Annotated in this window: 20 protein-coding genes and 1 riboswitch; of the genes, 11 read left to right on the top strand and 9 right to left on the bottom strand. The window is 39.9% G+C overall.

Features of this window, described 5'->3' with window-relative positions:
* Positions 1-12: 12 nt before the first annotated feature.
* Positions 13-1170: a homogentisate 1,2-dioxygenase gene (locus NST21_RS06000; protein ID WP_053344876.1), complete on the top strand. Its 1158-nt coding sequence runs from the start codon at positions 13-15 to the stop codon at positions 1168-1170.
* A 203-nt stretch (positions 1171-1373) separates the two neighbouring features.
* Here NST21_RS06000 and NST21_RS05995 read toward each other — a convergent pair whose 3' ends face one another.
* On the bottom strand, positions 1374-1637 hold the full coding sequence (locus tag NST21_RS05995) for a penicillin acylase family protein (RefSeq protein ID WP_082612991.1): 264 nt from the start codon (positions 1635-1637) through the stop codon (positions 1374-1376).
* 179 nt (positions 1638-1816) lie between these two features.
* On the opposite strand from NST21_RS05995, the gene NST21_RS05990 reads away from it, so the two are divergent.
* Together NST21_RS05990 and NST21_RS05985 are read left to right on the top strand one after the other, a co-directional pair.
* Positions 1817-2704 (top strand): PucR family transcriptional regulator, encoded by an 888-nt coding sequence (locus NST21_RS05990; protein ID WP_340888260.1) that lies wholly within the window; start codon positions 1817-1819, stop codon positions 2702-2704.
* A gap of 131 nt (positions 2705-2835) precedes the next feature.
* Positions 2836-3981 carry an ABC transporter ATP-binding protein gene (locus NST21_RS05985; protein ID WP_190270173.1) on the top strand — a complete coding sequence of 382 codons (1146 nt, stop codon included), beginning with the start codon at positions 2836-2838 and terminating at the stop codon, positions 3979-3981.
* 91 nt (positions 3982-4072) lie between these two features.
* On the opposite strand, the gene NST21_RS05980 is transcribed toward NST21_RS05985, so the two are convergent.
* Together NST21_RS05980 and fumC are read right to left on the bottom strand one after the other, a co-directional pair.
* Positions 4073-4315: a hypothetical protein gene (locus tag NST21_RS05980; protein ID WP_053344871.1), complete on the bottom strand. Its 243-nt coding sequence runs from the start codon at positions 4313-4315 to the stop codon at positions 4073-4075.
* A 109-nt stretch (positions 4316-4424) separates the two neighbouring features.
* Positions 4425-5807 (bottom strand): class II fumarate hydratase, encoded by a 1383-nt coding sequence (fumC, locus tag NST21_RS05975; RefSeq protein ID WP_053344870.1) that lies wholly within the window; start codon positions 5805-5807, stop codon positions 4425-4427.
* Between the two features lie 365 nt (positions 5808-6172).
* Positions 6173-6286: riboswitch (SAM riboswitch) on the top strand.
* Between the two features lie 84 nt (positions 6287-6370).
* Here fumC and NST21_RS05970 point away from each other — a divergent pair.
* Positions 6371-7483: a methionine biosynthesis PLP-dependent protein gene (locus tag NST21_RS05970; RefSeq protein WP_053344869.1), complete on the top strand. Its 1113-nt coding sequence runs from the start codon at positions 6371-6373 to the stop codon at positions 7481-7483.
* Positions 7480-8661: a cystathionine beta-lyase gene (metC, locus tag NST21_RS05965; RefSeq protein ID WP_340888257.1), complete on the top strand. Its 1182-nt coding sequence runs from the start codon at positions 7480-7482 to the stop codon at positions 8659-8661. The genes NST21_RS05970 and metC overlap by 4 nt, the downstream gene beginning before the upstream one ends.
* Positions 8662-8832: 171 nt before the next feature.
* On the opposite strand, the gene NST21_RS05960 is transcribed toward metC, so the two are convergent.
* The 3 genes from NST21_RS05960 to NST21_RS05950 all read right to left on the bottom strand — a co-directional run bounded on the left by NST21_RS05960 (position 8833) and on the right by NST21_RS05950 (position 12993).
* Positions 8833-9081, bottom strand: coding sequence for a type B 50S ribosomal protein L31 (locus NST21_RS05960; protein WP_053344867.1), 249 nt, complete (start codon positions 9079-9081; stop codon positions 8833-8835).
* A 145-nt stretch (positions 9082-9226) separates the two neighbouring features.
* Positions 9227-11245 carry an ABC transporter ATP-binding protein gene (locus NST21_RS05955; protein ID WP_340888255.1) on the bottom strand — a complete coding sequence of 673 codons (2019 nt, stop codon included), beginning with the start codon at positions 11243-11245 and terminating at the stop codon, positions 9227-9229.
* Positions 11242-12993 carry an ABC transporter ATP-binding protein gene (locus NST21_RS05950; protein WP_340888252.1) on the bottom strand — a complete coding sequence of 584 codons (1752 nt, stop codon included), beginning with the start codon at positions 12991-12993 and terminating at the stop codon, positions 11242-11244. Before NST21_RS05950 ends, NST21_RS05955 begins: the two co-directional genes overlap by 4 nt.
* Before the next feature lie 791 nt (positions 12994-13784).
* On the opposite strand from NST21_RS05950, the gene NST21_RS05945 reads away from it, so the two are divergent.
* The 3 genes from NST21_RS05945 (at position 13785) to NST21_RS05935 (ending at position 18080) form a co-directional block, all read left to right on the top strand.
* Positions 13785-14903 carry a DUF2515 family protein gene (locus NST21_RS05945; protein WP_340888251.1) on the top strand — a complete coding sequence of 373 codons (1119 nt, stop codon included), beginning with the start codon at positions 13785-13787 and terminating at the stop codon, positions 14901-14903.
* Positions 14904-14978: 75 nt separating this feature from the next.
* Positions 14979-15332 carry a hypothetical protein gene (locus tag NST21_RS05940; RefSeq protein WP_340888250.1) on the top strand — a complete coding sequence of 118 codons (354 nt, stop codon included), beginning with the start codon at positions 14979-14981 and terminating at the stop codon, positions 15330-15332.
* A gap of 633 nt (positions 15333-15965) precedes the next feature.
* Positions 15966-18080: a peptidoglycan D,D-transpeptidase FtsI family protein gene (locus NST21_RS05935; protein ID WP_340888249.1), complete on the top strand. Its 2115-nt coding sequence runs from the start codon at positions 15966-15968 to the stop codon at positions 18078-18080.
* A gap of 86 nt (positions 18081-18166) precedes the next feature.
* Here the strand turns inward: NST21_RS05935 and NST21_RS05930 are convergent, their stop codons facing one another.
* Both NST21_RS05930 and glpK read right to left on the bottom strand, forming a co-directional pair.
* A complete protein-coding gene (locus tag NST21_RS05930; RefSeq protein WP_340888247.1) occupies positions 18167-18634 on the bottom strand; it encodes a CBS domain-containing protein in 468 nt (155 codons plus the stop codon).
* A gap of 68 nt (positions 18635-18702) precedes the next feature.
* Positions 18703-20193, bottom strand: coding sequence for a glycerol kinase GlpK (glpK, locus tag NST21_RS05925; protein WP_340888245.1), 1491 nt, complete (start codon positions 20191-20193; stop codon positions 18703-18705).
* Between the two features lie 188 nt (positions 20194-20381).
* Between glpK and NST21_RS05920 the strand changes: the two genes are divergently transcribed.
* A complete protein-coding gene (locus NST21_RS05920; RefSeq protein WP_053344859.1) occupies positions 20382-21173 on the top strand; it encodes a TIGR00266 family protein in 792 nt (263 codons plus the stop codon).
* A 293-nt stretch (positions 21174-21466) separates the two neighbouring features.
* On the opposite strand, the gene NST21_RS05915 is transcribed toward NST21_RS05920, so the two are convergent.
* Positions 21467-22216 (bottom strand): glucose 1-dehydrogenase, encoded by a 750-nt coding sequence (locus NST21_RS05915; RefSeq protein ID WP_053344857.1) that lies wholly within the window; start codon positions 22214-22216, stop codon positions 21467-21469.
* A gap of 257 nt (positions 22217-22473) precedes the next feature.
* Here NST21_RS05915 and NST21_RS05910 point away from each other — a divergent pair, with 257 nt between their 5' ends.
* The gene (locus tag NST21_RS05910) at positions 22474-22776 is read left to right on the top strand and encodes a phasin family protein (RefSeq protein WP_053344856.1); all 303 of its coding nucleotides are present in this window, start codon (positions 22474-22476) and stop codon (positions 22774-22776) included.
* Positions 22777-22791: 15 nt separating this feature from the next.
* Positions 22792-24462: an ABC1 kinase family protein gene (locus NST21_RS05905; protein ID WP_053344855.1), complete on the top strand. Its 1671-nt coding sequence runs from the start codon at positions 22792-22794 to the stop codon at positions 24460-24462.
* Positions 24463-24471: the final 9 nt, after the last annotated feature.

Below are 24471 nucleotides of genomic sequence, written 5' to 3'. Positions count from 1 at the left end.
GGAGTTTAGTCAATGACACATTATGTTAAAATGGGCCGCATTCCACATAAACGTCATACTCAGTTTCGTAAGGACGATGGAAGCCTATATTATGAGCAATTGATGGGCACGAAAGGTTTCTCTAGTATTCAGTCACTCATTTATCATATCAATCAGCCAACACAAGTTAAGAAAGCAGCAAAAATTCGTGATGTTCATTATGAACTTGAAGAAAAAGATGCGTTAATACATCGTCATTTCCGGACCTGGAATACAAATGTAGGCGGTGATTTTCTAGAAGCCCGCAAAATTTTCCTCGCTAACGATGATGTAGCTCTCGGCGTTGCACGCCCTAATAAGCAGATGGATTATTTTTATCGGAACGGTGAAGGTGATGAATTGTTGTTTGTTCATGAAGGCACGGGCAAGATTGAAAGTATTTTCGGCGATTTAAGTTTCGGACCTGGTGACTATCTTGTCATTCCAATAGGCACAACATATCGTGTAGTTTTAGAGTCAAAGGAAGCTAGATTTTTCATTGTTGAATCAAATTCCTCTATTGTTCCTCCAAAGCGCTATCGTAATGAATTTGGCCAACTCCTTGAGCATTCACCTTATTGCGAGCGCGATTTCCGGACACCAGAAAAACTGGAGCCGAAAGATGAAAAAGGAGAATTTGAAATACGAGTGAGAGCACAGGGTATGATTACATCCTATACTTATGATTTTCATCCGCTTGATGCGGTAGGATGGGATGGTTACCTCTTTCCTTATGCGTTCAGCATTCATGATTTTGAACCGATAACAGGGCGCGTTCATCAGCCACCGCCAGTACATCAGACGTTCGAAGCGCATAATTATGTTGTCTGTTCATTTGTGCCGCGTATGTATGATTACCATCCAGAAGCCATTCCTGCTCCTTATGTCCACAGCAATGTGGACAGTGATGAGGTTCTATACTATGTTCATGGTAACTTCATGAGCCGTCGAGGTATTGAAAAAGGCTCACTTACCCTTCATCCAAGCGGTTTGCCACATGGGCCGCATCCAGGCAAAATTGAGGCAAGTATCGGTAAAAAAGAAACACAGGAACTAGCCGTCATGGTCGATACATTCCGTCCCTTGTATATCGTAAAGGACGCACACGATATAGAAGATGAAGAATATATGAGCAGCTGGCTGGCAAAATAATTGCTGATAATATCTTAATACCTTACTGAATCTATCATGCAAATGATTGAGCATCTCCCCAAATAGGCGATTCTCCCATTATTCTTAATATATTGCCGGAGTAAGATTTCCCCTTGCCCCGGCGTTTTGTTTGTAACCTACTTTTGAAAGTGTCAACTTTCCCTCTCGCTTCCATCCCATTGATATATTGTTGGACTCGATTATCATCTCCCCCTTACCGTTGGGCTCTCGCCCTTCACACTCTTGAAGAGGGAGTCTTCTGGAGGGAAATGATAAAAACTATATTCACCATTTGTCCACTCTTTAGCAGGTTTATTGTTCCAATTGACTACATAGCCATTCTTCGGATTTATTACATGAGGGTTCTCTTTAAATGGAATGAAACCTTTCCACTCATATTCTCCTGTTCCTGGTGTAGGGATTCTTTCATCAATTTTGCTGACTGCGGGACTGCCCCTTGTGTTTATTGATGTAACTTGTAACTTTAAGGTATAGAATCATTACTTCGAAAAAAACTATTAAAATAGCTTGAATATCAATGTCCTTGTCCTATTGTTTTTCTAATAACTTGTAATACCATTGTTTCTTTTCCACTTTATTCTTTTTCGCTATAATGAGATAGATAGTGAGAAAGAAGGTGAACACGATGCTTGAAAATCTTAAACAAAAATTCCCAAACGCTCTTTCCAATATACAAGATACGAAGAACATTACTTCTTATATTTGGTTTGAAGACTCTATTGGGAGCACAATTGGTATTCCCCGTTCAGAAATTTCGGCCGAGGAAATCCGTTTGTTGGAACTACTCTTTACTCCTTTATTTTTCCAAAATAAAATTAACACGTTTCCTCACACACCATGGAATACTTTTTTATTCGAACCGAATGCATCCTTGCCTTTAACAAGCTGGGAGAATGTCCGGTTTATCCACTTTAATCTGACTCATGCTGATTTTTCGCACTCCCATTTCGAGGATGCCTTCCTCGCATTTGTCCCATCTGATTCAGTCTTGATCTGGGAAAATGAAAAGGCGGGTATTTTAATTGAAACAGACACAGATGAGTCGTTATCAAAAAATGAACTGCTTGCTATTTCAACCACGCTTGAGAGTGATTTTTATGTTAAGACTCGAATGTTTACCGGTCGTTTTCACTCTGTAAACCAAGAACTTCCTTTTCACAGAAATCAGGAGAATAAGTGTTTTGACCTGGCACAATTGCATTTGCCAGATTTAAAAGTGACTGATTTGGCCGACATCATTCCTCACTCACTGATAAGTGACCAATCTGCAACGAGTAAAACTTGGTATATCAATGAAATACTCGGTAAAACCATGAATGATACTGAACTAATGAAGACGATTAAAACGTATATTGAGTGCAATTCCAATGCAACCTATGCCGCAAAGCAACTTTATATACATCGAAACAGCCTACAATACCGAATAGATAAATTCACTGAAAAAACTGGACTCGATATTAGAAACTTTCCGCATGCCTTGGCTGCTTACTTAATTCTTTTGCTGAATGATTAACTATTATTTGCAAAGTTAACAAAGGAATTATTATCCTTTTTTGTGCAGTGTGCCTATACTTTTTTCCAATTTGATAGATTAGACTATAGTTATTGGTACAAGTAATTAGGAGTTTAAAAGGGGGAATTTTCATGGCAGAGTTAGTATTAGATCATATATTTAAGGTTTATGATAAAAAAGAAACAGCTGTTAAAGATTTTAACCTTCGTGTGGCCGATAAAGAATTCATTGTTTTCGTGGGACCGTCCGGTTGCGGAAAATCAACGACTTTACGGATGATTGCCGGACTTGAAGACATTTCCCAAGGAGATCTATATATAGACGGCAAGCGGGTCAATGATGTCCCACCGAAAGATCGTGATATTGCGATGGTTTTCCAGAACTACGCCTTATATCCTCATATGTCCGTCTATGACAATATGGCATTTGGATTAAAGCTCCGTAAAACGCCAAAAATGGAAATCAAGCAGCGGGTCAATGACGCAGCAAAAATCCTCGGTCTCGAAGACCTTTTAAATAGGAAGCCGAAAGCACTTTCAGGTGGACAACGCCAGCGTGTGGCACTCGGTCGTGCAATTGTACGAGACGCAAAAGTTTTTTTAATGGATGAGCCATTATCAAATCTTGACGCCAAACTCAGGGTTCAAATGCGTGCTGAAATCGCAAAACTACATAAACGACTGGACACTACAACAATTTATGTCACTCATGATCAAACAGAAGCAATGACCATGGCCACACGACTTGTTGTTATGAAGGACGGTATCATCCAGCAGGTCGGCGCACCAAAAGACGTGTACGAGAAACCAGTGAATGTCTTCGTGGGTGGCTTTATCGGATCACCAGCTATGAACTTCTTTACCGGAACATTAAAAGAAGGCATCATTAAAATTGGGGAGCAAACGCTTGAAGTACCCGAATTGAAAATGAATACGTTGCGTGATCAAGGCTATATCGGAAAAGAAATTATCCTTGGCATCCGTCCAGAGGATTTCCATAATGAAGGAGCTTACATCAAGGAGTCTCCAAACACTACATTCACGGCTCAAATCGATGTAGCTGAACTCATGGGCGCCGAAATTATGCTCTACTCGACATTCGCTGGCCAAGACTTCGTCGCGCGCATCGATGCAAAAAACATCATCCAAGCAGGCGATAATATTGAACTTGCTCTCGACATGAATAAAGCCCACTTTTTTGATAAAGGGTCCGAGCAGCGCATTTTTGCTGAAGGAGAATCACAAATGGAGTATGGCTTGAAGTTACTTTCTAATTAAATTTCATATCAAAACAAAGACCCGTTCATATGAATGGGTCTTTGTGCGTATATTTCAGCTAAGGTCTTGAACTCTACTATATCTATAAAATCTATTCCTGCACAAGCACCACTTCATCATGTCCACATTTAGAGCAGTTCATGATGTGTGGACATTGACCTTTTTGGAGCGATTGTGGGTATCCATCGTTTTGCTTAAGCGTATCTATATCCATGTATGCACTGTATGAATCAGCATAATCCATGAATTTCCCTTTATCATCAAGATCACTGCCACATTCCGGGCAATTCACATGAATTTTTCTGAGGCCGTTGCAAAGCGGGCATAAAGCCATTGTATTCCCTCCTGTTCTTGAAACTTATATACTCAGTATTTGTTTATTCTATTATTTTAACACCTTAAAACACCCTCCCTAAAAACAGCGGGAGGGTGATCATAGGCAATTATTTATTAACCATGTTAGCAGGATCTACCCATGCTTTAAATTCATCATCAGTCAAGAATTCCAATTTCAACGCTGCTTCTTTTAATGTAGAGTTGTCTTTGAATGCAGTTTTGGCAATTTTAGCTGCTTTTTCATAACCGATATGTGGGTTCAATGCTGTTACTAGCATAAGAGAACGGTCAACATTTTCTTTGATTTTATCTTCATTCGCTGTGATGCCTACTGCACAATTATTGTTGAAGGAGTGAATGCCTTCTGTCAATAATTTAACAGTTTGTAGGAAGTTATAAATGATAACTGGTTTGAATACGTTCAATTCGAAGTTACCTTGGCTTGCTGCAAATCCGATTGTTGCATCGTTACCAACAATTTGTGTAGCAATCATTGTTAGCGCTTCACTTTGTGTAGGATTTACTTTACCTGGCATGATAGAGCTGCCTGGCTCGTTTTCAGGAATAGCGATTTCACCGATTCCGCTTCTTGGGCCGCTTGCCAGCCATCTAACATCGTTCGCAATTTTCATTAAGTCCGCTGCTAATGCTTTTAATGCGCCATGAGCGTAAACAATTTCGTTATGACTTGTTAATGCATGGAACTTATTATCCGATGTTACGAAAGAATGTCCTGTATCCGCCGCGATTTGTTTTGCAGAAAGTCCTGGAAATTCTTTTTTCGTATTGATCCCAGTACCTACAGCTGTACCGCCTAGTGCTAGATTCAATAGTTTTTGACTGCTTTCTTCAATCATCACTAAGTCTTTATCAAGCATCGCTTTCCAACCAGAGATTTCTTGGCCTAAAGTTAGTGGTGTTGCATCTTGAAGATGTGTACGTCCAATTTTCACAAGATCCCAGAATTCTTTTTCTTTTGCTGCAAAAGTATCACGAAGTACTTTAATCGCCGGTACTAATTTTTCAGCAACTTCCATATAGGCTGCAATATGCATAGCCGTTGGGAATGTGTCATTAGAGCTTTGCGCCTTGTTGACATCATCATTTGGGTGAAGGGTTTCGGACTCACCGTTTTCTTTTAACCATTCATTCCCTTTGTTAGCGACCACTTCATTCACATTCATATTACTTTGCGTGCCACTGCCTGTTTGCCAGACCACAAGGGGGAAATGTTCATCAAGTGTACCTTCTAGAATTTCGCCACAAATTTTAACGATGGCATTCTTTTTCACTTCTGAAAGATCACCAAGGTCATAGTTCACTTTAGCTGCCGCTTGCTTTACGTATGCAAACGCACGGACTAATTCAATCGGCATTTTTTCATTACCAATTTTGAAGTTGTTACGGCTTCTCTCGGTTTGTGCTCCCCAATACTTATCAGCAGGAACTTTCACTTCACCCATCGTATCTCGTTCGATTCTGTATTCCATGTGTTCTCCTCCTATGTTTGCACTATCCACCGAAAACCTTATGTATATGAAATGAATAATGACATATTATTAATTCTTCTCTCTATACATTGTACAAACTTTATTATTTTAAAGCAAAGAAACAGAACAAAACCTTCCCTATATTTCAGAAAATCCATTTAATTAAACAAAGTCTTTTAAAGAATCTCAACACCTTATACCATCGCGTTTTCCACAATATTTAGGGGTTTTTCATTGGACCAATCATGTTTTGAAAACGCTAGTCCTAATTAACCAATAAAGAATTATCGAGCAATATTTTCCCAGAATGTTCTTGACAGCACTTTATATATATAGTAAATTCAAAAGAAATTGAATAATCTAAACTCTTATCGAGAGAGGTATAGGGAATGGCCCGATGACACCTCAGCAACCTTCATTTGTTTCAAACCAATGAAAAGGTGCTAATTCCACAAGTTTGTGAACTTGGAAGATAAGAAGAATGACTCGTCCATACTTAACCAAGTCTTCTTCTTAAAGAAGACTTTTTTTATTTTATAAAACACAAAGGAGCAGTGAAAACTATGTATAAAACAGAAACATATCTTGCTCAACTAGGTAATCGCAGTGAAACCGCGACAGGAACAGTCAATCCGCCGGTTTACTTTTCGACAGCTTTCCGCCACGAAGGAATTGGCCAATCAACTGGATTCGATTATACAAGGACAGGTAATCCAACACGTCAACTTTTGGAACAATCCATCGCCAACCTTGAAAGAGGTGACCAAGGGTATGCCTGCAGTTCAGGAATGGCGGCCATCTCTACCATACTAGCCTTATTTAAATCAGGTGATGCATGGATAGTCAGCGAAGATCTATATGGTGGTACATATCGTTTGCTAGAACAAGGTTTTAAAAAATGGGGCTTACAGTGTGACTATGTAAACACTTGTTGTTTAGAGGATATCGAAAAAGCTATTACTCCTCAAACAAAAGCCATCTTTATCGAAACTCCCACTAACCCTCTTATGCAGCAAACAGATATTAGCGCTGTTGCCGCACTTGCCAAACAATTTAATTTACTTTTGATTGTTGACAACACTTTTTATACGCCGCTTCTGCAGCAGCCTATCCTGCTTGGAGCCGATATTGTAATCCATAGCGCAACGAAGTATCTCGGTGGTCATAATGATGTTCTGGCTGGACTAATCGTGGCTAAAGGTGCAGAATTATGTGATTCGATTGCCTTCCATCATAATGGAACAGGAGCGGTGTTGAGCCCATTTGATTCATGGCTGTTAATGCGCGGAATGAAAACCCTGGCACTGCGGATGGAACGTCATGAAAAGAACGCCAAAATCCTTGTAGATTATTTATCAGAACATGAATGTGTAACGGACGTCCTGTATCCCGGCAGAGGTGGTATGATTTCTTTCCGGATAATTGACGAAGCAGCGGTCAATCCATTTTTACAATCACTTTCATTAATTTCATTTGCAGAAAGTCTTGGAGGCGTTGAAAGCTTCATCACCTATCCGGCTACACAAACACATGCCGATATCCCTCTTGAAGTTAGAACTGCTAATGGGGTTTGTAATCGACTTCTACGCTTCTCGGTTGGCATCGAAGACAGCGACGATTTAATTCAAGACCTGCAACAAGCATTTGCACATGTAAAAAGGGAGGCACTACGATGACAAATCATGATTTCAGTTTTGAAACCAAATTACTTCATAACCAGCATAAATTCGATCCGACAACAGGCGGTGTGAGCGTCCCTATTCAGCACGCTTCCACTTTCCATCAAACTGATATCGATACATTCGGCAAGTACGATTACAGCAGGAGCGGAAATCCAACACGGGAAGCACTTGAAGATATCATTGCCGAGCTTGAAGATGGTACTCGCGGCTTTGCCTTTTCATCAGGTATGGCGGCCATTTCAACAGCATTCCTTCTGCTTTCTGCTGGCGACCATATCGTCATCTCAGAAGATGTGTATGGCGGTACGTTCCGGATGGTTACAAGCGTGTTGACCCGCTTCAACATCGAGCATACTTTCGTTGATATGACGGACCTCGAAAGCGTTAAATCGGCCGTTCAACCTAATACGAGAGCGATATACATTGAAACACCTTCAAATCCATTGCTTAAGGTGACTGATATTAAAGCCGTTTGTGATATCGCAAAAAAAGTCGGCGCATTGAGTTTTGTCGACAATACATTCTTGACACCAGCTCTGCAAAAACCGCTGAACTTAGGGGCGGATGTTGTCCTTCATAGTGCGACGAAGTTTTTATCCGGACACAGTGATGTCGTAGCTGGGCTTGCTGTCGTAAAAGATCCTGAATTGGCTGAAAGACTCGGTTCCCTTCAAAACTCCTTTGGTGCGGTACTTGGTGTCCAGGATGCCTGGCTTGTTATGAGAGGTCTGAAAACCTTGTCTGTACGAATGGAACACTCCCAAAAAGGAGCAGAAAAAATTGCAGACTACTTAAAACAGCAGCCATTAGTGAAAAAGGTGTATTACCCTGGTCTTACTGATCATCCACAGCATGCAATCCAGGAAGGACAGGCCCTTGGTGCAGGTGCAGTTTTATCATTTGAACTAGAAAGCGAAGAAATTTTCCGCTCATTTGTGAACACTGTCGAACTTCCTGTTTTTGCGGTTAGTCTTGGAGCAGTGGAATCGATATTATCCTACCCGGCAAAAATGTCCCATGCTGCCATGCCTGCTGATGAAAGGGAAAAACGAGGCATCACCAACAGCCTGCTTCGTCTCTCTGTCGGCCTTGAGAATCCAGATGATTTAATTAAAGACTTTGACGCTGCTCTTGTAAAAAGTGCAAAAGCGCATGCTATTCCAGTTAAATAAAATAAATAGAAAAAAAGGGTGCCTGGAGCAACCCTTTTTTCTATTATTAAGATTTTAAATGAGGCATTCACTACGTTATTACTAAAAAATTTATAAACCTTAATTTACCCACGAGTTCTTCCATCTCCCAAAATAAAAATAAAGGCCATCGATTTCTCGATAGCCTTAACATCATTTCTTCATATTATATTTTTCTAGGAAGCGATCCACACGTCCGCCTTTTTCAGCAAATTTCTGCTTGCCGGTATAAAAAGGATGCGTATCTGAACTAATCTCTACTTTTAATAAAGGATAAGTTTGACCGTCTTCCCACTTAATTGTTTCATTAGATTTTTTCGTGGAGCCTGTAATAAATTTATAACCACTGTTAGTATCCATAAATACTACTTGCTGATAATCAGGATGAATTCCTTGTTTCATTATTATCACCTCTTCGTAAGTATATTTATATATTAAACGGAATGATTACTATTATCAAGAAATATGATTGAGGATGCCGTTACACCGGCACCCTCATTTTCTGAAAAATTATTCTTAATTTCTCCCTTCATTATTCCACTAGGTATTATCCAGCCATTCCCTTATGCGCCCCAGCCTGCAGTTCATACATTTGATAGTACTTTCCTTTCAACTCCATTAATTCTTCATGTGTCCCCTGCTCAGAAATCTGCCCTTTATCCAGTACAAGAATTTGATCGGCATTTTTAATCGTGGAAAGCCTATGTGCAATGATAAAGGTCGTTCTTCCTTTCTTCAGTACTTCCATTCCTTCCTGGATAATGGCCTCTGTTTCTGTATCGATGCTTGCTGTGGCTTCATCCAAAATCAAAATCGCCGGATTAAATGCGAGCGCGCGTGCAAAAGAGATTAGCTGCCGCTGTCCTGAAGACAATGTCCCGCCTTTTTCAATAACCGGCTCATCTAGCCCTAGAGGCAGATGCTTCAGCACTTTGTCCCCGCCTACATCTTTTAATGACTTTTCAACCATTTCCCTTGTGATATCTTTATGATTAAGGCTGATATTGGAAGCTATGGTTCCAGTAAATAAATATGGATCCTGAAGGACAATTCCCATATGCTCTCTAAGAGTTTGATGAGGAATATCTAAAATATCCCTTCCATCAATCTTGATTTGTCCTTCACTACTATCATAGAAACGGAACAACAAATTCATTATTGAACTTTTTCCCGAACCAGTATGACCAACTAAAGCTACTGTCTCACCTTGTTGCGCAGAAAATGAAATGTCTTTTAACACATATTCATTTTCTTTATAGCCGAATGAGACATTTTCGAATTGCACGTTTCCTTTATATCGTGAAATGTTTTCATCACTGACTTCTAATCCCTGCTCATCCAATAAACTGAATGCCCTCTCCCCTGCAACAAGAGCTTGTTCTAGGTTAGCAAACTGATTGACAATCCCGTGAAGCGGATGAAGCAGACGACTGATCAAATCAACAATTGCATACATCAACCCTAAAGAAATAGCTGAACTTGCTGTAAGCGACATCCCTCCGAAATACCAGACAAATGCTATTAGCGCCATAACCTTAATGACACCAATCAAGTTTCCTCCCGTTAATGAATTTAAATTGAGCATTTTATTTTGATACGAGTAATGCTCCCGGTTCAATTTTTCGAAAGAATGTTTTGTCTCCTTTTCACGCCCGAATGCCTGAATGACGTTCATTCCTTGAATGGATTCATTGATCATCCCGTTAATATCACTGACTCGTTCCCGAATGATGTGATTATATTTCGAGGCGAATTTGCGATATACCTTCGTCCAGATAACGATAATGGGGATAAGTATAAGGCCCATGAGCCCTGCACGCGCATCCAAAATATACAAAGCAATGAGAACACCGATAATATTAATCGTGCTTGAAAAGAAGTTGGCGAGCACCGTCACATATAACTCTCGAATCGCCTCAGTGTCATTAGTAACCCTAGCAACAACTTTCCCAGCGGGCATATTATCGAAATAACGAATGGGCAATCGGGAAATGTGTGTAAAAATATCATTTCGCATCTTCTGAATAATTCGATTCGCAGCTTTCTGTAAATAAAAACTCTGCCCATATTGAAAAACAGAAGAAATGATAACAAGACCAAAGTAAAAAGCTACAAGCTTCATAATTCGCGGAATTTCTGGTTGGTAAAACTCCATTAATTCCTGACTTGTTAATTTCTCTACTGATATCATTTGCTCTTTTCCGTTTTTCTCAATTATTAATGTTTGGTTTTCTAAGGTTCTATCGCCATCGATGGCAACAGCTTCATTGACGAAGACGAATTGATTGCCAACCTGCAATACATGGACTTCTTTTCCTTTCTTCTCATCTTCAGTAAAATAATCTGCCCGTTTATACCAATTATCACCGTACTCGACAGCATCTTTCCCTTTTTCCGTTTCATACCAAGAAGATTCGATACCAAGTATGTGAGAATCAATGATTTTTTTAGCGATGAATGGACCCGTTAAGTCAGCGGCAACGGAAAGCGCTAGCATGATTAGGGCACCAATAATCAATTTTTTATAAAGAGCAGCATATTGATAGAGTTTCTTTACGACCTTCATGCTCTCACCTCCGTTTCTGCGTCAACTTGCTGTCGCTCATATTGCTCCCTATACCAGCCATTTTGCTTCAGTAAATCTTCGTGAGTTCCTTCTTGGATAATCTCCCCGCTGTCCAACACGATAATTCGATCCGCATGCTGAACGGCTGATAAGCGATGTGTTGTGATGATGGTCGTTTTCCCCGACCGTTCATTTTGGATATTTTCAATGATTGTCGTTTCTGTCTTTGCATCGACGGCTGATAAGGAATCATCCAATATAAGGATTTCCGGATTTTTAATCAGGGCCCTTGCAATCGAAATCCGTTGCTTCTGCCCACCTGAAAGAGCGACCCCCTTTTCACCGACAAGTGTCTCAAGACGCTTAGGCAGCATCGTTAAATCCTTCTCAAAATCCGCAAGCCGGATAGCTTCAGCCAGTTCATCTTCCGTTGCATCCAATTTACCGAATAAGATATTGTCTCTCACAGACTTTGAGAATAAAAAATGATCCTGCGGAACGTACCCGATCCATTTACGAATATCTTCAAGCCCCAGTTTCTCTAACGGCATACCTGAAAAAGCAATCTCCCCGTTTCCTAATGGATATTCCCGTAGTAACTGCTTCACGAATGTCGTTTTTCCACTTCCTGTTTTTCCTACGATTCCCAAGGTCTGCCCACGCTCAAGTTGAACGGAAATATTGGAGAGATTAACAACTGTTGAAGATGGATACGTAAAAGAAACTTCATCAAATTTAATATCTTCCGGATTAGAAATCCTCTCCGGCTTCAATGAATTTTTCACATCCGCTTCATAAGAAAGAGTATCTTGAACACGGTCAAGCGAAGCATTCCCCCTTTGCATGACGTTGATTAGTTCACCCACCGCAATCATCGGCCAGATTAACATTCCAAGATACACATTGAATGAAACAAGACCTCCTAGTGTAATGGTTTGTTGAAAAACAAGATAGGCACCGTAACTCAAACTGATTAAATAACTGATACCGATGATAATGCTAATCGTCGGGTCAAAGAGTGCATCAATTTTCGCTACCTCGAGGTTTTTACGATATACATCCTCAGTCATTTCATCAAATCGCTTTTCGTCCTCCCGTTCCTGAACATAGGCCCGGATGACCCGTACACCAGAAATGGATTCCAGCACTTTGTCATTTAAGTTACCAAAGGCTGCCTGTGCATCCGTAAAACGTTTATATATTTTTTTCACGTAAATTTGCATCATTAGGGCCATGATTGGAAGTGGCAACACCGCCGCAATCGTCAATTGCCAGCTGATAGTTGCACCCATCATAATCACAACCGTGATAGTAAATAGAACTGAGTCAACGAGCGTTAATATCCCAAACCCAGCAGTGAGCGAGATTGCCTTTAAATCATTGGTGGCCCTTGCCATTAAATCTCCTGTCCGGTTTTTTTCATAAAAAGCCGGTGTCATTTTCAACAAGTGCCCCATAAACCCGGATCTAAGTTTTCGTTCGACCAAGTTTCCGCCGCCGAATAAAAGATAACTCCATAAGTACCCAAATAGATAGCTGACACACAAGACAATGAGCAAATAGATAACGTATTTCATGATTCCTTCTTGCGTCATGTTGCCGTTGTTCATGTCATCAATGGCATTCCCGACAAGCTTTGGTGGAATAACCTCCATAATATTCACTAGGCATAAAAATAAAATGGCCCAGGTATAACGCTGCCATTGCTCTTTAAAGTACCAGGACAGCTTTTTAAATATCGCAAACATGAATTCCCCTCCCTTATGTTCTCACCATTAATTTGCTAGCCGCTTTCTGGATCTCCTGGTTGGAGTAGAACCACCATTGTTATTTGTCTCATTAATAATTCCTCCTATCTTTTATATTGAAAGGATGCTATTGCATCGGATTCCCTAAATAACAAAAAGCCCCCGTTAATTAAGCGGAAGCTTTTTTAGATGCGTAAGAAACACATATAAAAGGCGCAGGCCGCGAAACTTCCACAACCTGCGCTTAAAAATAATCAATGAGCACGTTCGATCCTTTGTCTATAAAGACAAAGTCTCAAGGCAGGCGGATGTATGAAAATATACGATTATCACATCAATGTGCTTATCTAATTTAGTCATGACGTTCGCCTCCATTTATTATAAATTATTGGATATTTTTACCTTGTGTTTAAAGATTACTATGGGTGTATATTTTTGTCAATTGTGACTTTTCTAGATTATTAATGAATAATCCTTTATTCTTATAAGAACGACTCAAAAGGAGGTTCAGCATATGCATTGGAGAAAATATATACTCCTAGCGGTACCCTTTTTATTTTTATCCATATTCATCTTATTTGCCGTTCCGGTCCAGTATAGACCGCTATCATTCATTCCCGTGTTACTTTTCTGGATAGTTTATTATATTTTATTGAACCGGGAAAAGAAGAAGAAAAGTAATCGATGACGATAAAATTTCTTCATCAGTCACCAATTTGAGGGCGATGCAAAGGCAAAGCCCTTTCTTGGTGCGCTGCATATAATAAGTAAAAAACATTCGTGGTGATTGTATGTTCTCGCAATATGTGCAGAAGTTGTTAGGCAAACCACCTGTCAAAACTAAACCGATTATTGATGCAGAAAGGTTTGGCACTCTAAAATCCCAATTACAAAAAGAGCTTTTTCACCCTTTAGATGAATCAAAAGCATTTTTGCCTGAGGAAACGGCTCTAGTAAAGAGCGTACGTACAGAGACAGCTACCATGAACCGGAATAATGTAACAAGGACTCAAGCCTATCTTTCCTATTACAGGCGGAATCCCGAGGTTCATTGGTCTTTTTTAGCTCATATGGTTTCCAGAAACGGTGGATACCATATGACTGATTTAAAGAGTTCATCCATGACCCATCTCTTCAGCAAAGAGGATCGGCAAAAATTTTTCTTATTCCTCGAACGCGCAAATTCAGCAGTCTTTACAGATTCCTTTCCACAGCTCCTTTTATATGAACATTCCAAACGAAGAAAGTTTCCATTAAGAAAGTTTCTACAAATCTTTCATATTTCAAGATTCATGGCACCGATATGGGAATCGTTTTTAAATGAACCTCATTCACCTCTATTAACATCCGCTCTTATCATCAATGAACAAAGAATGCTTCAGGAAAGGGTAATTAACCGTACCCGACATGGTGAAATCCTAAGAAGGCTCGATTTTCAGCTGCAGGAACTTTTAGGGTTTACGACGGTTATCTTTCCTTATGCAAAAAAGCAAGGCAGGCTCTATTCCTTAACTGGACTAACCGTTGAGCGCTTTGCTGATCCGAAGCAGCGTATTGAAACTGGAAAAATCTTATATCAACTTCTCTTTCAGAATCCAACTGTTTTTCAAGGTGTGGGGCAATTTGCAAAAGCAGTTCACCATACCGGTTCTCGGGAGGATTATTGGAAGTCCATTTTCACCTCTGAAACACCTTCTGCAATAGAATGTAAAGTTTACAGTCCCACTCTACTTGATGCCTGGAACGACCACACCTTCTTTCCTTTACCTTCAATCGATTGGTTTACAATGGAAAGCTTCATCGAAGATTTACAAACCTTCCCAATTATAAAAAAGGTAGACTTGACCAACAAGGTGCTCGAAAATATCCAGCAACTCAAAAACATCAATAAATTGAAGTCAATTATCTAGTTTCACGTCTCTTACTTTGAATACCCCATCCTCCATTTGGCAAGAATGGTTAGCAAAAAGAATGGGTGAAGCGAAATGAGAGGCATTGTACTAATGAATCCAAACTACATGATCGGTGATTTACATACGAATGAAAGTTTTGCAATCCAAAAGATTGTGACTGACAAATATATAGAAGAAAAAAATATTTCCCCGGTCATACTAAATCCTTATCAGCTCTATCCTTATTACACCATCCCACATGTACTTCTCTCTAATTTACAAAATAAAAAGGCAGATACGATTGATTGCCTCGTGCTACATTCTATTGAAACGATGGAACGGTTTATCTATATCTACCCTGAAAAGTGGCTCGATCTTTGCGGATATTTCAAAGAGATAATCTGTGTAGTAGACCAAACTCCTGTAAGGATAAATGAAGTAAATTAGGTATCGCCATATTTAAAAGTCACAAAAATCAACATACTTAAGGCGGTGTGAATCAGCAACAAATAAAATGATTCTCTATCACGAGTTCCATATTCTATGAATTCGCTTGATTCCAAAGAAAGAACATCACGATGGTGGTAAGCGCTGAAAGGGCGGTCAACATCCTGGTTTGTTCATAGTTTATTTACAGCAGCAATCTACCAGGTTTAAATACCCAGATAAACAAACCGGTTCCAGAGACAGTATATATTTTCTCCTCTTCTTTATCTTTTTTTCTCCGCCTCCCATTTGAACTTCCGTATTACATGAAAAACCATACTTTTTCTATAGAGCATACGTCTTTTTCCAATCTTTCTCTTACCGCATAAATGGTTTAAATCTGCATCCTGCAGATTTTTTAGGCTGTTCGCCTGACAGCCTTTCTACTTCCCTTTATACCCATTATTAATAGATCATTTAATATATTTAAACGTTTCTCATTGTTAGAATACAAGCAATTCTTAATATCTTTAACAATATTTTGGTAATATAGATAATTTTACGGATAAAGCATAGAAAAATTAGTTAATTTTATATATCATTAGAGATAGGAATTTTCTTTTATTTTACTTTTACTAGAAAGGAATGATGAAAATGGCTAAAGAAAAAAAGAAAAAAACCCCAATTCCTTTCCGCCTGAACTTTATGTTCTTTTTAATATTCATTTTATTTTCAAGCCTAATAATAAGACTTGGGATCGTCCAAATTGTGTATGGAGATGATTATCTCCGCGAAGTTGATCGCACGGAAAATGATGTGGCTAATACCCCCGTTCCCCGTGGTAAGATGTATGACCGCAACTTAAATCCGGTTGTTGATAATGAACCTCTTAATGCCATTACATACACGAAATACCCGAATACAAAAACAGCTGATATGGTGGAGACAGCTGAGATTCTTGCTACCCTGATAAAACAAGATACAAAAAAAATTACAGAGCGTGATCGGAAGGATTTTTGGCTAATAAAAAATCCAGAAAAAGCAAAAGCATTGATTACAAAAGCGGAAATGAAGAAAGTAGAGGAAAAGAAATTAGAAGAAAAAGATTTATATAAACTTCAATTATCCCGGATTACCGAGAAGAATATTAATGATTTTACCAAAGACGAATTGGAAGTGTTAGCGATTTTCCGAGAGTTTAATAGCGGATACGCACTTACCCCATCCATTGTTAAGAATAAAGGGGTTTCCACAAATGAATTTGCCCGGGTAAGTGAACATTTGGATGAATTACCCGGCGTGGATGTGACAACCGATTGGGAAAGAACCTACAAGTATGACGAAACTTTACGTTCGGTACTAGGCAAAGTTTCTTCTTCTGAAGAAGGTCTTCCAAGTGAAAATATTGACTATTATCTAGCCCGTGACTATACCAGGAATGACCGTGTTGGAAAAAGTTATATCGAAAAACAATATGAAGATGTCCTGCGCGGCCAAAAGACGCGGGTTGAAAATGTCCTGAGCAAAGGGGAAGTCATCAAAACGGATACTATCACTGAAGGGCAAAGCGGAAAAGACTTAGTACTGACAATTGATATGGAGCTGCAGCAAACGGTTGAAGATATCATTGAAAGAGAATTACGCCGAACGAAAGCTAGAGGAAATACCTACCTATTAGACCGTGCCTTCGTTGTTTTAATGGACCCGAACACAGGCGAAGTACTTACGATGGCCGGTAAACAATACGGACGTAATAGTGAAACCGGTTTAATTGAAATGAACGATTTTGCCCTTGGAAACATTACGACCTCCTATACGATGGGATCATCTGTTAAAGGGGCTACGGTCTACACAGGTTTTCAAACGGGAGCCATCTCACCAGGGTCAGCGGTTTATGACCAAACACTTTATTTAGGAGGGAACATTAAGAAAAAATCTTATAGCCCTTTAGGGTATGTAACGGATGTCACCGCGTTAAAAAAATCGTCGAATGTCTTTATGTTCATGACAGCAATCAAAATTGGCGGCGGGCATTATGTTCCAAATCAGCCGCTAGGAATTAATCGAGAAGCCTATGCGATCATGCGGAATCATTTTGCACAATTTGGTTTAGGTGTACGTACCGGTATCGATTTACCTAATGAATCTGTCGGTTTTAAAGGAGTCAATACTTCACAGGACGGATTGCTGCTGGATTTGTCGATTGGGCAGTATGATACATATACTCCTATGCAATTGGCACAGTACGCATCGACGATTGCAAACGGTGGAAAAAGGCTGGAGCCTCATATGGTCAAAGAAATCAGGAACCCTTCTTACGAACACAAAGAATTGGGTAGCGTTTTTAAATCAATGAGCCCCAAAGTGTTAAACGATTTAGGTGGTAATGACATTTGGATTCAACGAGTCCAGGAAGGGTTTAGACAGGTTGCACAGGAACCAGGTGGAACAGCATATAAATATTTCGGAGGGAAATCCTACCGTGCGGCTGCCAAAACGGGTACTGCTGAAGCCTTTTATGATGGACCGCGAAGAAATCAATATAGTGAACCAGTCGATACTATCAATCTAACACTTGCAGGGTATGCACCTCACAATAATCCAGAAGTGGCATTCTCTGTCGTCGTGCCCTGGGTATATCAAGGCAAACCTTCTGACGATATTAACAAACGAATCGGCCGGGACGTAATGGACGCCTATTTTAAGTTAAAGGAAAAAAGATTAAAAGGTGAATCTGATAAAGACAAGGAAATTGAGAATACTCCGTGATATTTTCCTTATTTATTAATTAGAGATACAGTACACAAAGAGGCCTGCTCCATTTAGAGCAGGCCTCTACTTTATACATCAATCTATTATTCTAAATTTTGAACGAATTCTTTATAAAGAGCCCGCAGCGCATCTCCTCTGCTGATAATGCCGACAACCTTATTATTTTCGTCTACAACGGGTATTTTCTTGAAATGATGCTTAGAAAGGACCTTTATTAATTCATCTAACGGATCTTTTGGGGATAGCTTTGTGATTTTCTTATTTTTAATGATCTGCGAGACTTTGTCATTCATCTTAGATGTGACCTTTTCATCCAGTTTTTCACCTGGAAGAATCGTAATATACGTAAAATATCCCATTATCGCATCTTCTGCAGGTGCCAAATAACGTAAGATATCCCCATCCGTTACCATCCCTAAAAGCTTATCCTGTTTATCAACAACCGGGACCCCGCCAACTTTATTTTCTATAAAAATTCGCAAAATTTCCTTTAATGTAAAATCCGGACGGGCCACATATACTTCTCTGATCATGAAATCTTGAACTATCACAAAACCACCCCTTTTTATAAGTTTGACGTTCTATATCTTATCTCTATCTATTAATACCCTTATTTATTCTATTTAAAAACCCTTGCGGCCTGAACTGCCTTTTTCCAGCCATTATATAAATCCTTTCGTACCGCTTCTTCCATGTCAGGCTCAAATGTTTTATCGACTGCCCATTGCTTAGAAATCTCCTCTTGACTGCCCCAATAACCGACCGCGAGTCCAGCTAAGTACGCTGCCCCTAAAGCTGTTGTCTCACTAATGACCGGTCTTTCGACAGGTACATTTAAGAGTCCGCTTTGAAATCCCATCAAGAAGTCGTTTTTGACAACACCGCCATCAACCCTCAATGCCTTTAAGTTAATCCCTGAATCGACCTCCATGGCGCTAAGGACATCTTTTGTCTGGTAGGCTAATGCTTCCAATGTTGCCCGGACGAAATGCTCCTTCGAAGTCCCCCTTGTTAACCCGAAAACCGCTCCTCGGACATCACTATCCCAATAAGGAGTACCAAGTCCAACAAACGCAGGGACTACATAGACCCCATCCGCTGAGGTAACCCGCTTTGCATACATTTCACTATCTTTCGATTCTTGCAAGATCTTTAATCCGTCCCTAAGCCACTGTATTGCTGAACCTGCGACAAAAATACTGCCTTCTAATGCATACTCGACTTTCCCGTTAAGGCCCCATGCAATCGTAGTCAACAGACCATGTTCAGATTTCACTGCCTGTTCTCCTGTATTCATCAGCATAAAGCACCCGGTGCCATATGTATTCTTAGCCATTCCTTTTTCAAAGCATTCTTGGCCGAACAATGCGGCCTGCTGATCTCCTGCTGCGCCAGCAATCGGAATTTCATGTCCAAAGAAATGATGTGTGACAGTTTTCGCATAGACCTCTGAAGATGGCCGAACTTCCGGCAGCATTGAATGAGGCACCTGTAAAATTTCAAGAATCTCTTCGTCCCACTTCAAATCATGAATGTTATACATCATCGTTCTCGAAGCATTCGAATAATCGGTTACATGGGCTTTGCCACCTGAAAGCTTCCATATCAGCCACGTATCAATCGTACCAAACAATAAGTCCCCGGCTTCTGCCTTTTCCCGAGCACCGTCTACATGATCGAGAATCCATTTCACCTTTGTCCCGGAAAAATAAGCATCAATCAACAAACCCGTTTTCTGTAAAAATAAATCACTGTGACCATCCTTCTTCAATTGCTCGCAGATTTCGTTGGTCTGTCGGGATTGCCAAACGATTGCATGATAAACAGGCTGTCCTGTTTCCTTATCCCAAACCACCGTCGTTTCCCGTTGATTCGTTATACCGATTCCCGCAATCTGTTCCGGCTTTACATTCATTTCCGATAGACAGGAAGCGATGACTGATAAAATAGAACCCCAAATTTCATTGGCATTATGCTCTACCCATCCAGGATTCGGGAAATATTGGGTGAATTCCTTTTGGGCAATATGCAAAACTTCACCTTTTTTATTAAATAAAATGGCACGAGAGCTTGTTGTTCCTTGGTCCAATGATAATATATATGTCTCCATCGTTGTCTCCTCCTACACAAAAAGATCTATTTCATCTTCAGTGTCATGCTGTTTTAATATTTTCATTTTACTCGATATATCCCTGAAAATAAAAGATATAGAAAAGTCCCAGCTATAGATTGAAAAATATTGGCAGATTTATAGAATATCTTTTACAATAAAAATAGTTAAGATTGGAGGAATGGTAAATGAACAATCATGAAATAGATTTCAAATTACATGGTGATGATATGCAGTTTGTAGAAGTGGAATTAGATCCTCAAGAAACAGTAATCGCCGAAGCAGGAAGTTTGATGATGATGGAAGATCAAATCAAGATGGAAACTATCTTTGGTGATGGGTCATCAAGCAGTGATAGCGGAATGATGGGGAAGCTTTTTGGTGCTGGTAAAAGACTTCTTACCGGAGAAAGTCTTTTCATGACCGCTTTTACAAACGAAGGGTATGATAAAAAACGTGTTTCCTTTGCTTCACCGTATCCAGGTAAAATCATTCCCATGGATTTGAGTGAGCTCGGCGGGAAAATCATTTGTCAAAAGGATGCTTTCTTAGCAGCAGCCAAAGGTGTATCTGTCGGAATTGAGTTTCAAAGAAAAATAGGAACAGGCTTTTTTGGCGGTGAAGGCTTCATCATGCAAAAACTTGAAGGCGACGGAATGACCTTCGTTCATGCTGGTGGCACGATCCATAAAAAAGAATTGGCTGCAGGTGAGGTTTTACGTGTTGATACAGGCTGTTTAGTGGCTATGACTAGCGGCGTGGATTATAATATCGAGTTCGTAAAAGGCGTAAAAACGGCTTTATTTGGAGGCGAAGGTTTATTTTTCGCAACTCTAAAAGGACCAGGGACCGTCTGGGTACAATCATTGCCGTTCAGCCGTCTTGCCAGCCGTGTATTTGCTGCTATGCCGCAAAATGGCGGCTCTTCTGACGAAGGCAGTATAGCGAAAGGTTTATTCAATCTATTCAACGATAAATAAGAACTGGACCTATGGCTGCCACTCTGACAGTCATAGGTCAGTCCTTGAAAAGGATGGATAGCTAGATGTAACTTGTTAAGTGGGCCTACATGAGACGCTATAATATCAAAGCGATTTTCGATTAATTTCCGAACTCTCCTGTTATTTTCCGAAAAATAAGAGATTACTATTTTTTTATACCATTCAATGGACAGCCGCAGATTACCTCGTTGGCACTAAATAGCTTGAAGAAATGGAACAGCTTCTCAACCGGGAGCTCGGAACTGAACTGCAATATCTCGAAGAAAATAGGGTTATTCTTCGTATATCATTTTTCTTGTCATCCCGCCATCGACAATAAGGTTAACCCCGGTAACGAAATCATTTTCTGATGCTGTCAAATAGAGACAGGCCCTTCCTATATCTTCTGGTTTGCCAACACGATTGGAAAAATGCTGCTTATGATCCTTATCACTTAGCGCTTCATAATCCCCCGTTTCAATCCACCCCGGTGAAATTGAATTAACCGTAATATTCTCTTTGCTGAACGAAGCAGCGAGTGCATGAGTCAGAGCAACGATTCCACCTTTTGTTGCGGCATAGGATTCCGAATCCGGCTCTGACATAATTGCTCTTGTTGATGCCAAATTGATGATTGCCCCTCCCATTTCATTATCTCGCATGTATGTTGCTGCCGCCCGGGAACAAAGAAAAACACTTCGCAAATTCGTATTCATCATATCGTCCCATTCCTCAATCGTCAGATCATATAGAGATTTGAATAAAGCTTTCCCTGCATTATTAATTAATATATCAACTGTCTCGTATGTTTTTCGAGTAACGTCCATCAATTGAAGGATGTCAGCCTCTTTCCGAACATCCGTTTTTACGAATAACGCTTCATACCCTTTCTTTTTGAGTTCCTCTACAAACCGTACACCCTCCTGCTCGTCCAAATCTGCCAGAACGACCGAAGCACCATTTTCTGCGTATTCTTTCGCGACGCCTCTCCCTATTCCATTAGAAGCACCTGTTATAATCACTGTTTTTTTGGTAAAACTCATTATTTTTCCCTCTCTTTCGCTACAAACTTTTTTCCTATCATAATATCCAAATAGCTTCTCTTCAAACACATCGCTAAAATATATGTCATATCTTTTACTTTATTATCAAAAATCAACAATCAATAAAACCCATTATATTTTAGTAGTAGTCCTTAATGATGTATGATAATAGAAACATCATGGTTTAACTAGGGTGAAGAGCACCCACTATTATCTTTCTTACAGTGTAAAAAATCTTATATTGGAGGAATGTAAAAATGGACTTATTAAAAAATGTGTTTTCCTTAGGCTTAGGTGCTGCCGCTGCTACAAAAGAACAAATTGAAAAAGCAGTTGACTCTCTTGTGAAAAAAGGGGATATCAGTAAAGAAGACTCTAAAGATCTTCTTAAACAATGGGTTGAAAAAGGTGAACAAGCCCAAAAACAACTGGATGAGTCCGTCAAAGCTAAGGTCAATCAAGCACTTAATGGTTTGAATCTGGCAACCAAAGAAGAAGTTCGGGAATTAGAACGTCGGATAGTAATTTTAGAGCAAAAAAACCAAAACATACAACCGTGATCTGGAGGAACTTGAATGTTTGGCAAGCGACTGAAACACGCACAACGTTACCAGGAGATCATTAATGCCTTTTTGAAAAATGGCTTTGGTTATTTCATATACCGTTTGGGATTATCTGAAAGCAAATCCGCTTCGAAACTTCAACCCGATGAAAACCTGAACCTTCGTTCAATTGGGGAGCGGTTGCATACGATTTTACAAAGCTTGGGTCCAACATTCATAAAGCTTGGTCAGATTGCAAGTACAAGGCGTGATTTCGTTCCGGAAGAAATTGTCCGTGAACTTGAAAAATTGCAGGACCAAGTCACACCTTTTCCATTTGATAAGGTAAGAAAGATTGTTGAAGATGAATTGGGTGATTCTTTAGAGAACCTTTTTCTCGAATTTCATGAACTCCCTCTTGCAACCGCTTCGATTGGGCAGGTTCATGTTGCACGGCTTCCATCACAGGAAGTGGTAGCAATCAAAGTTCAGCGGCCTGATATTCTGCCGACAGTGGAAACGGATTTGGAAATTCTCGATGATTTAGCAAGACTGATGGAAGCACGCATTTCTTGGGGCAGACGATACCAAATCAGAAAAATGATTGATGAATTCGCTAAATCACTGCGGGCAGAACTCGATTATAACTCCGAGGGGCGAAACGGGGAAAAAATAGCCAAACAATTCATGAATAATCAAGGGATTAAGATACCAAGGATTCATTGGGAATTTTCAACAAAAAGAGTCTTAACCATGGACTTTATTCAAGGCATTAAGATCAATCATTATAAGCAGCTTGATGATGAAGGCTATGATCGTCGAAAAATAGCGGAAAGATTAGCGAATTCCATGCTTCAACAAATTTTAATTGATGGTTTTTATCACGGCGATCCGCATCCCGGCAATATCGTCATATTGCCGGGGAATATCGTCGCACTCATGGATTTCGGTATGGTAGGGCGTTTGGAGGATGAGATGAAATTTCAGTTTGCATCACTTGTCATCAATCTAAAACGGGGAAGTACCAATGGACTGATTAAGACACTCTCCGATATGGGCCTTCTTACAGACGAAACCGATATGATTGCGTTAAGATATGATATTGATGAATTGCGAATTAAATATTATGACATCCCATTGAGTCAGATTAGCTTAGGCGGAGCGGTCAATGACCTGTTTACAGTTGCTAATCAGCACCATGTCCAAATCCCTCCCGAATTCACGATGCTAGGTAAGGCTCTGCTTACCATGGAAGCCATTATCGAGGAATTAGATCCTCATTTCAGTATTATGAAGGCTGCTGAACCTTTTGGAGAGAGGTTGTTAAAAGAACGCTATAATCCAAAGAACATCGCCAAGAACACTTGGAATCAATTTGTCGAGACTGCAGAAGCTATGGCCGAACTTCCGAAGGATATTAGAGAAGTAACCGGTATTATTAAAAAAGGAAAATTGCGATTAGATATCAATATCCCCGAGCTTCAGGTGTTTTTACATAAACTTGATCAAATCTCGAACCGGTTGTCTTTCAGTATTATCTTGCTCGCCTTTAGCATAATCATGGTCGGCCTCATTATCGGCTCAGCAATAGGAGGGGAAACTCTTCTTCTTTGGAAAATACCAGTTATTGAAATCGGATTTGTCGTTGCAACCCTGATGTTCTTACTAATGCTTTATACCATTTTTAGATCAGGGAAAATGTAGACTCACGAA

The organism is Peribacillus sp. FSL K6-1552 (genome assembly GCF_038005205.1).
Classification (GTDB): Bacteria; Bacillota; Bacilli; order Bacillales; family DSM-1321; genus Peribacillus; species Peribacillus butanolivorans.
The sequence above is the reverse complement of the archived record's forward strand: the minus strand, read 5'-3'. Positions and strand labels throughout refer to the sequence as shown.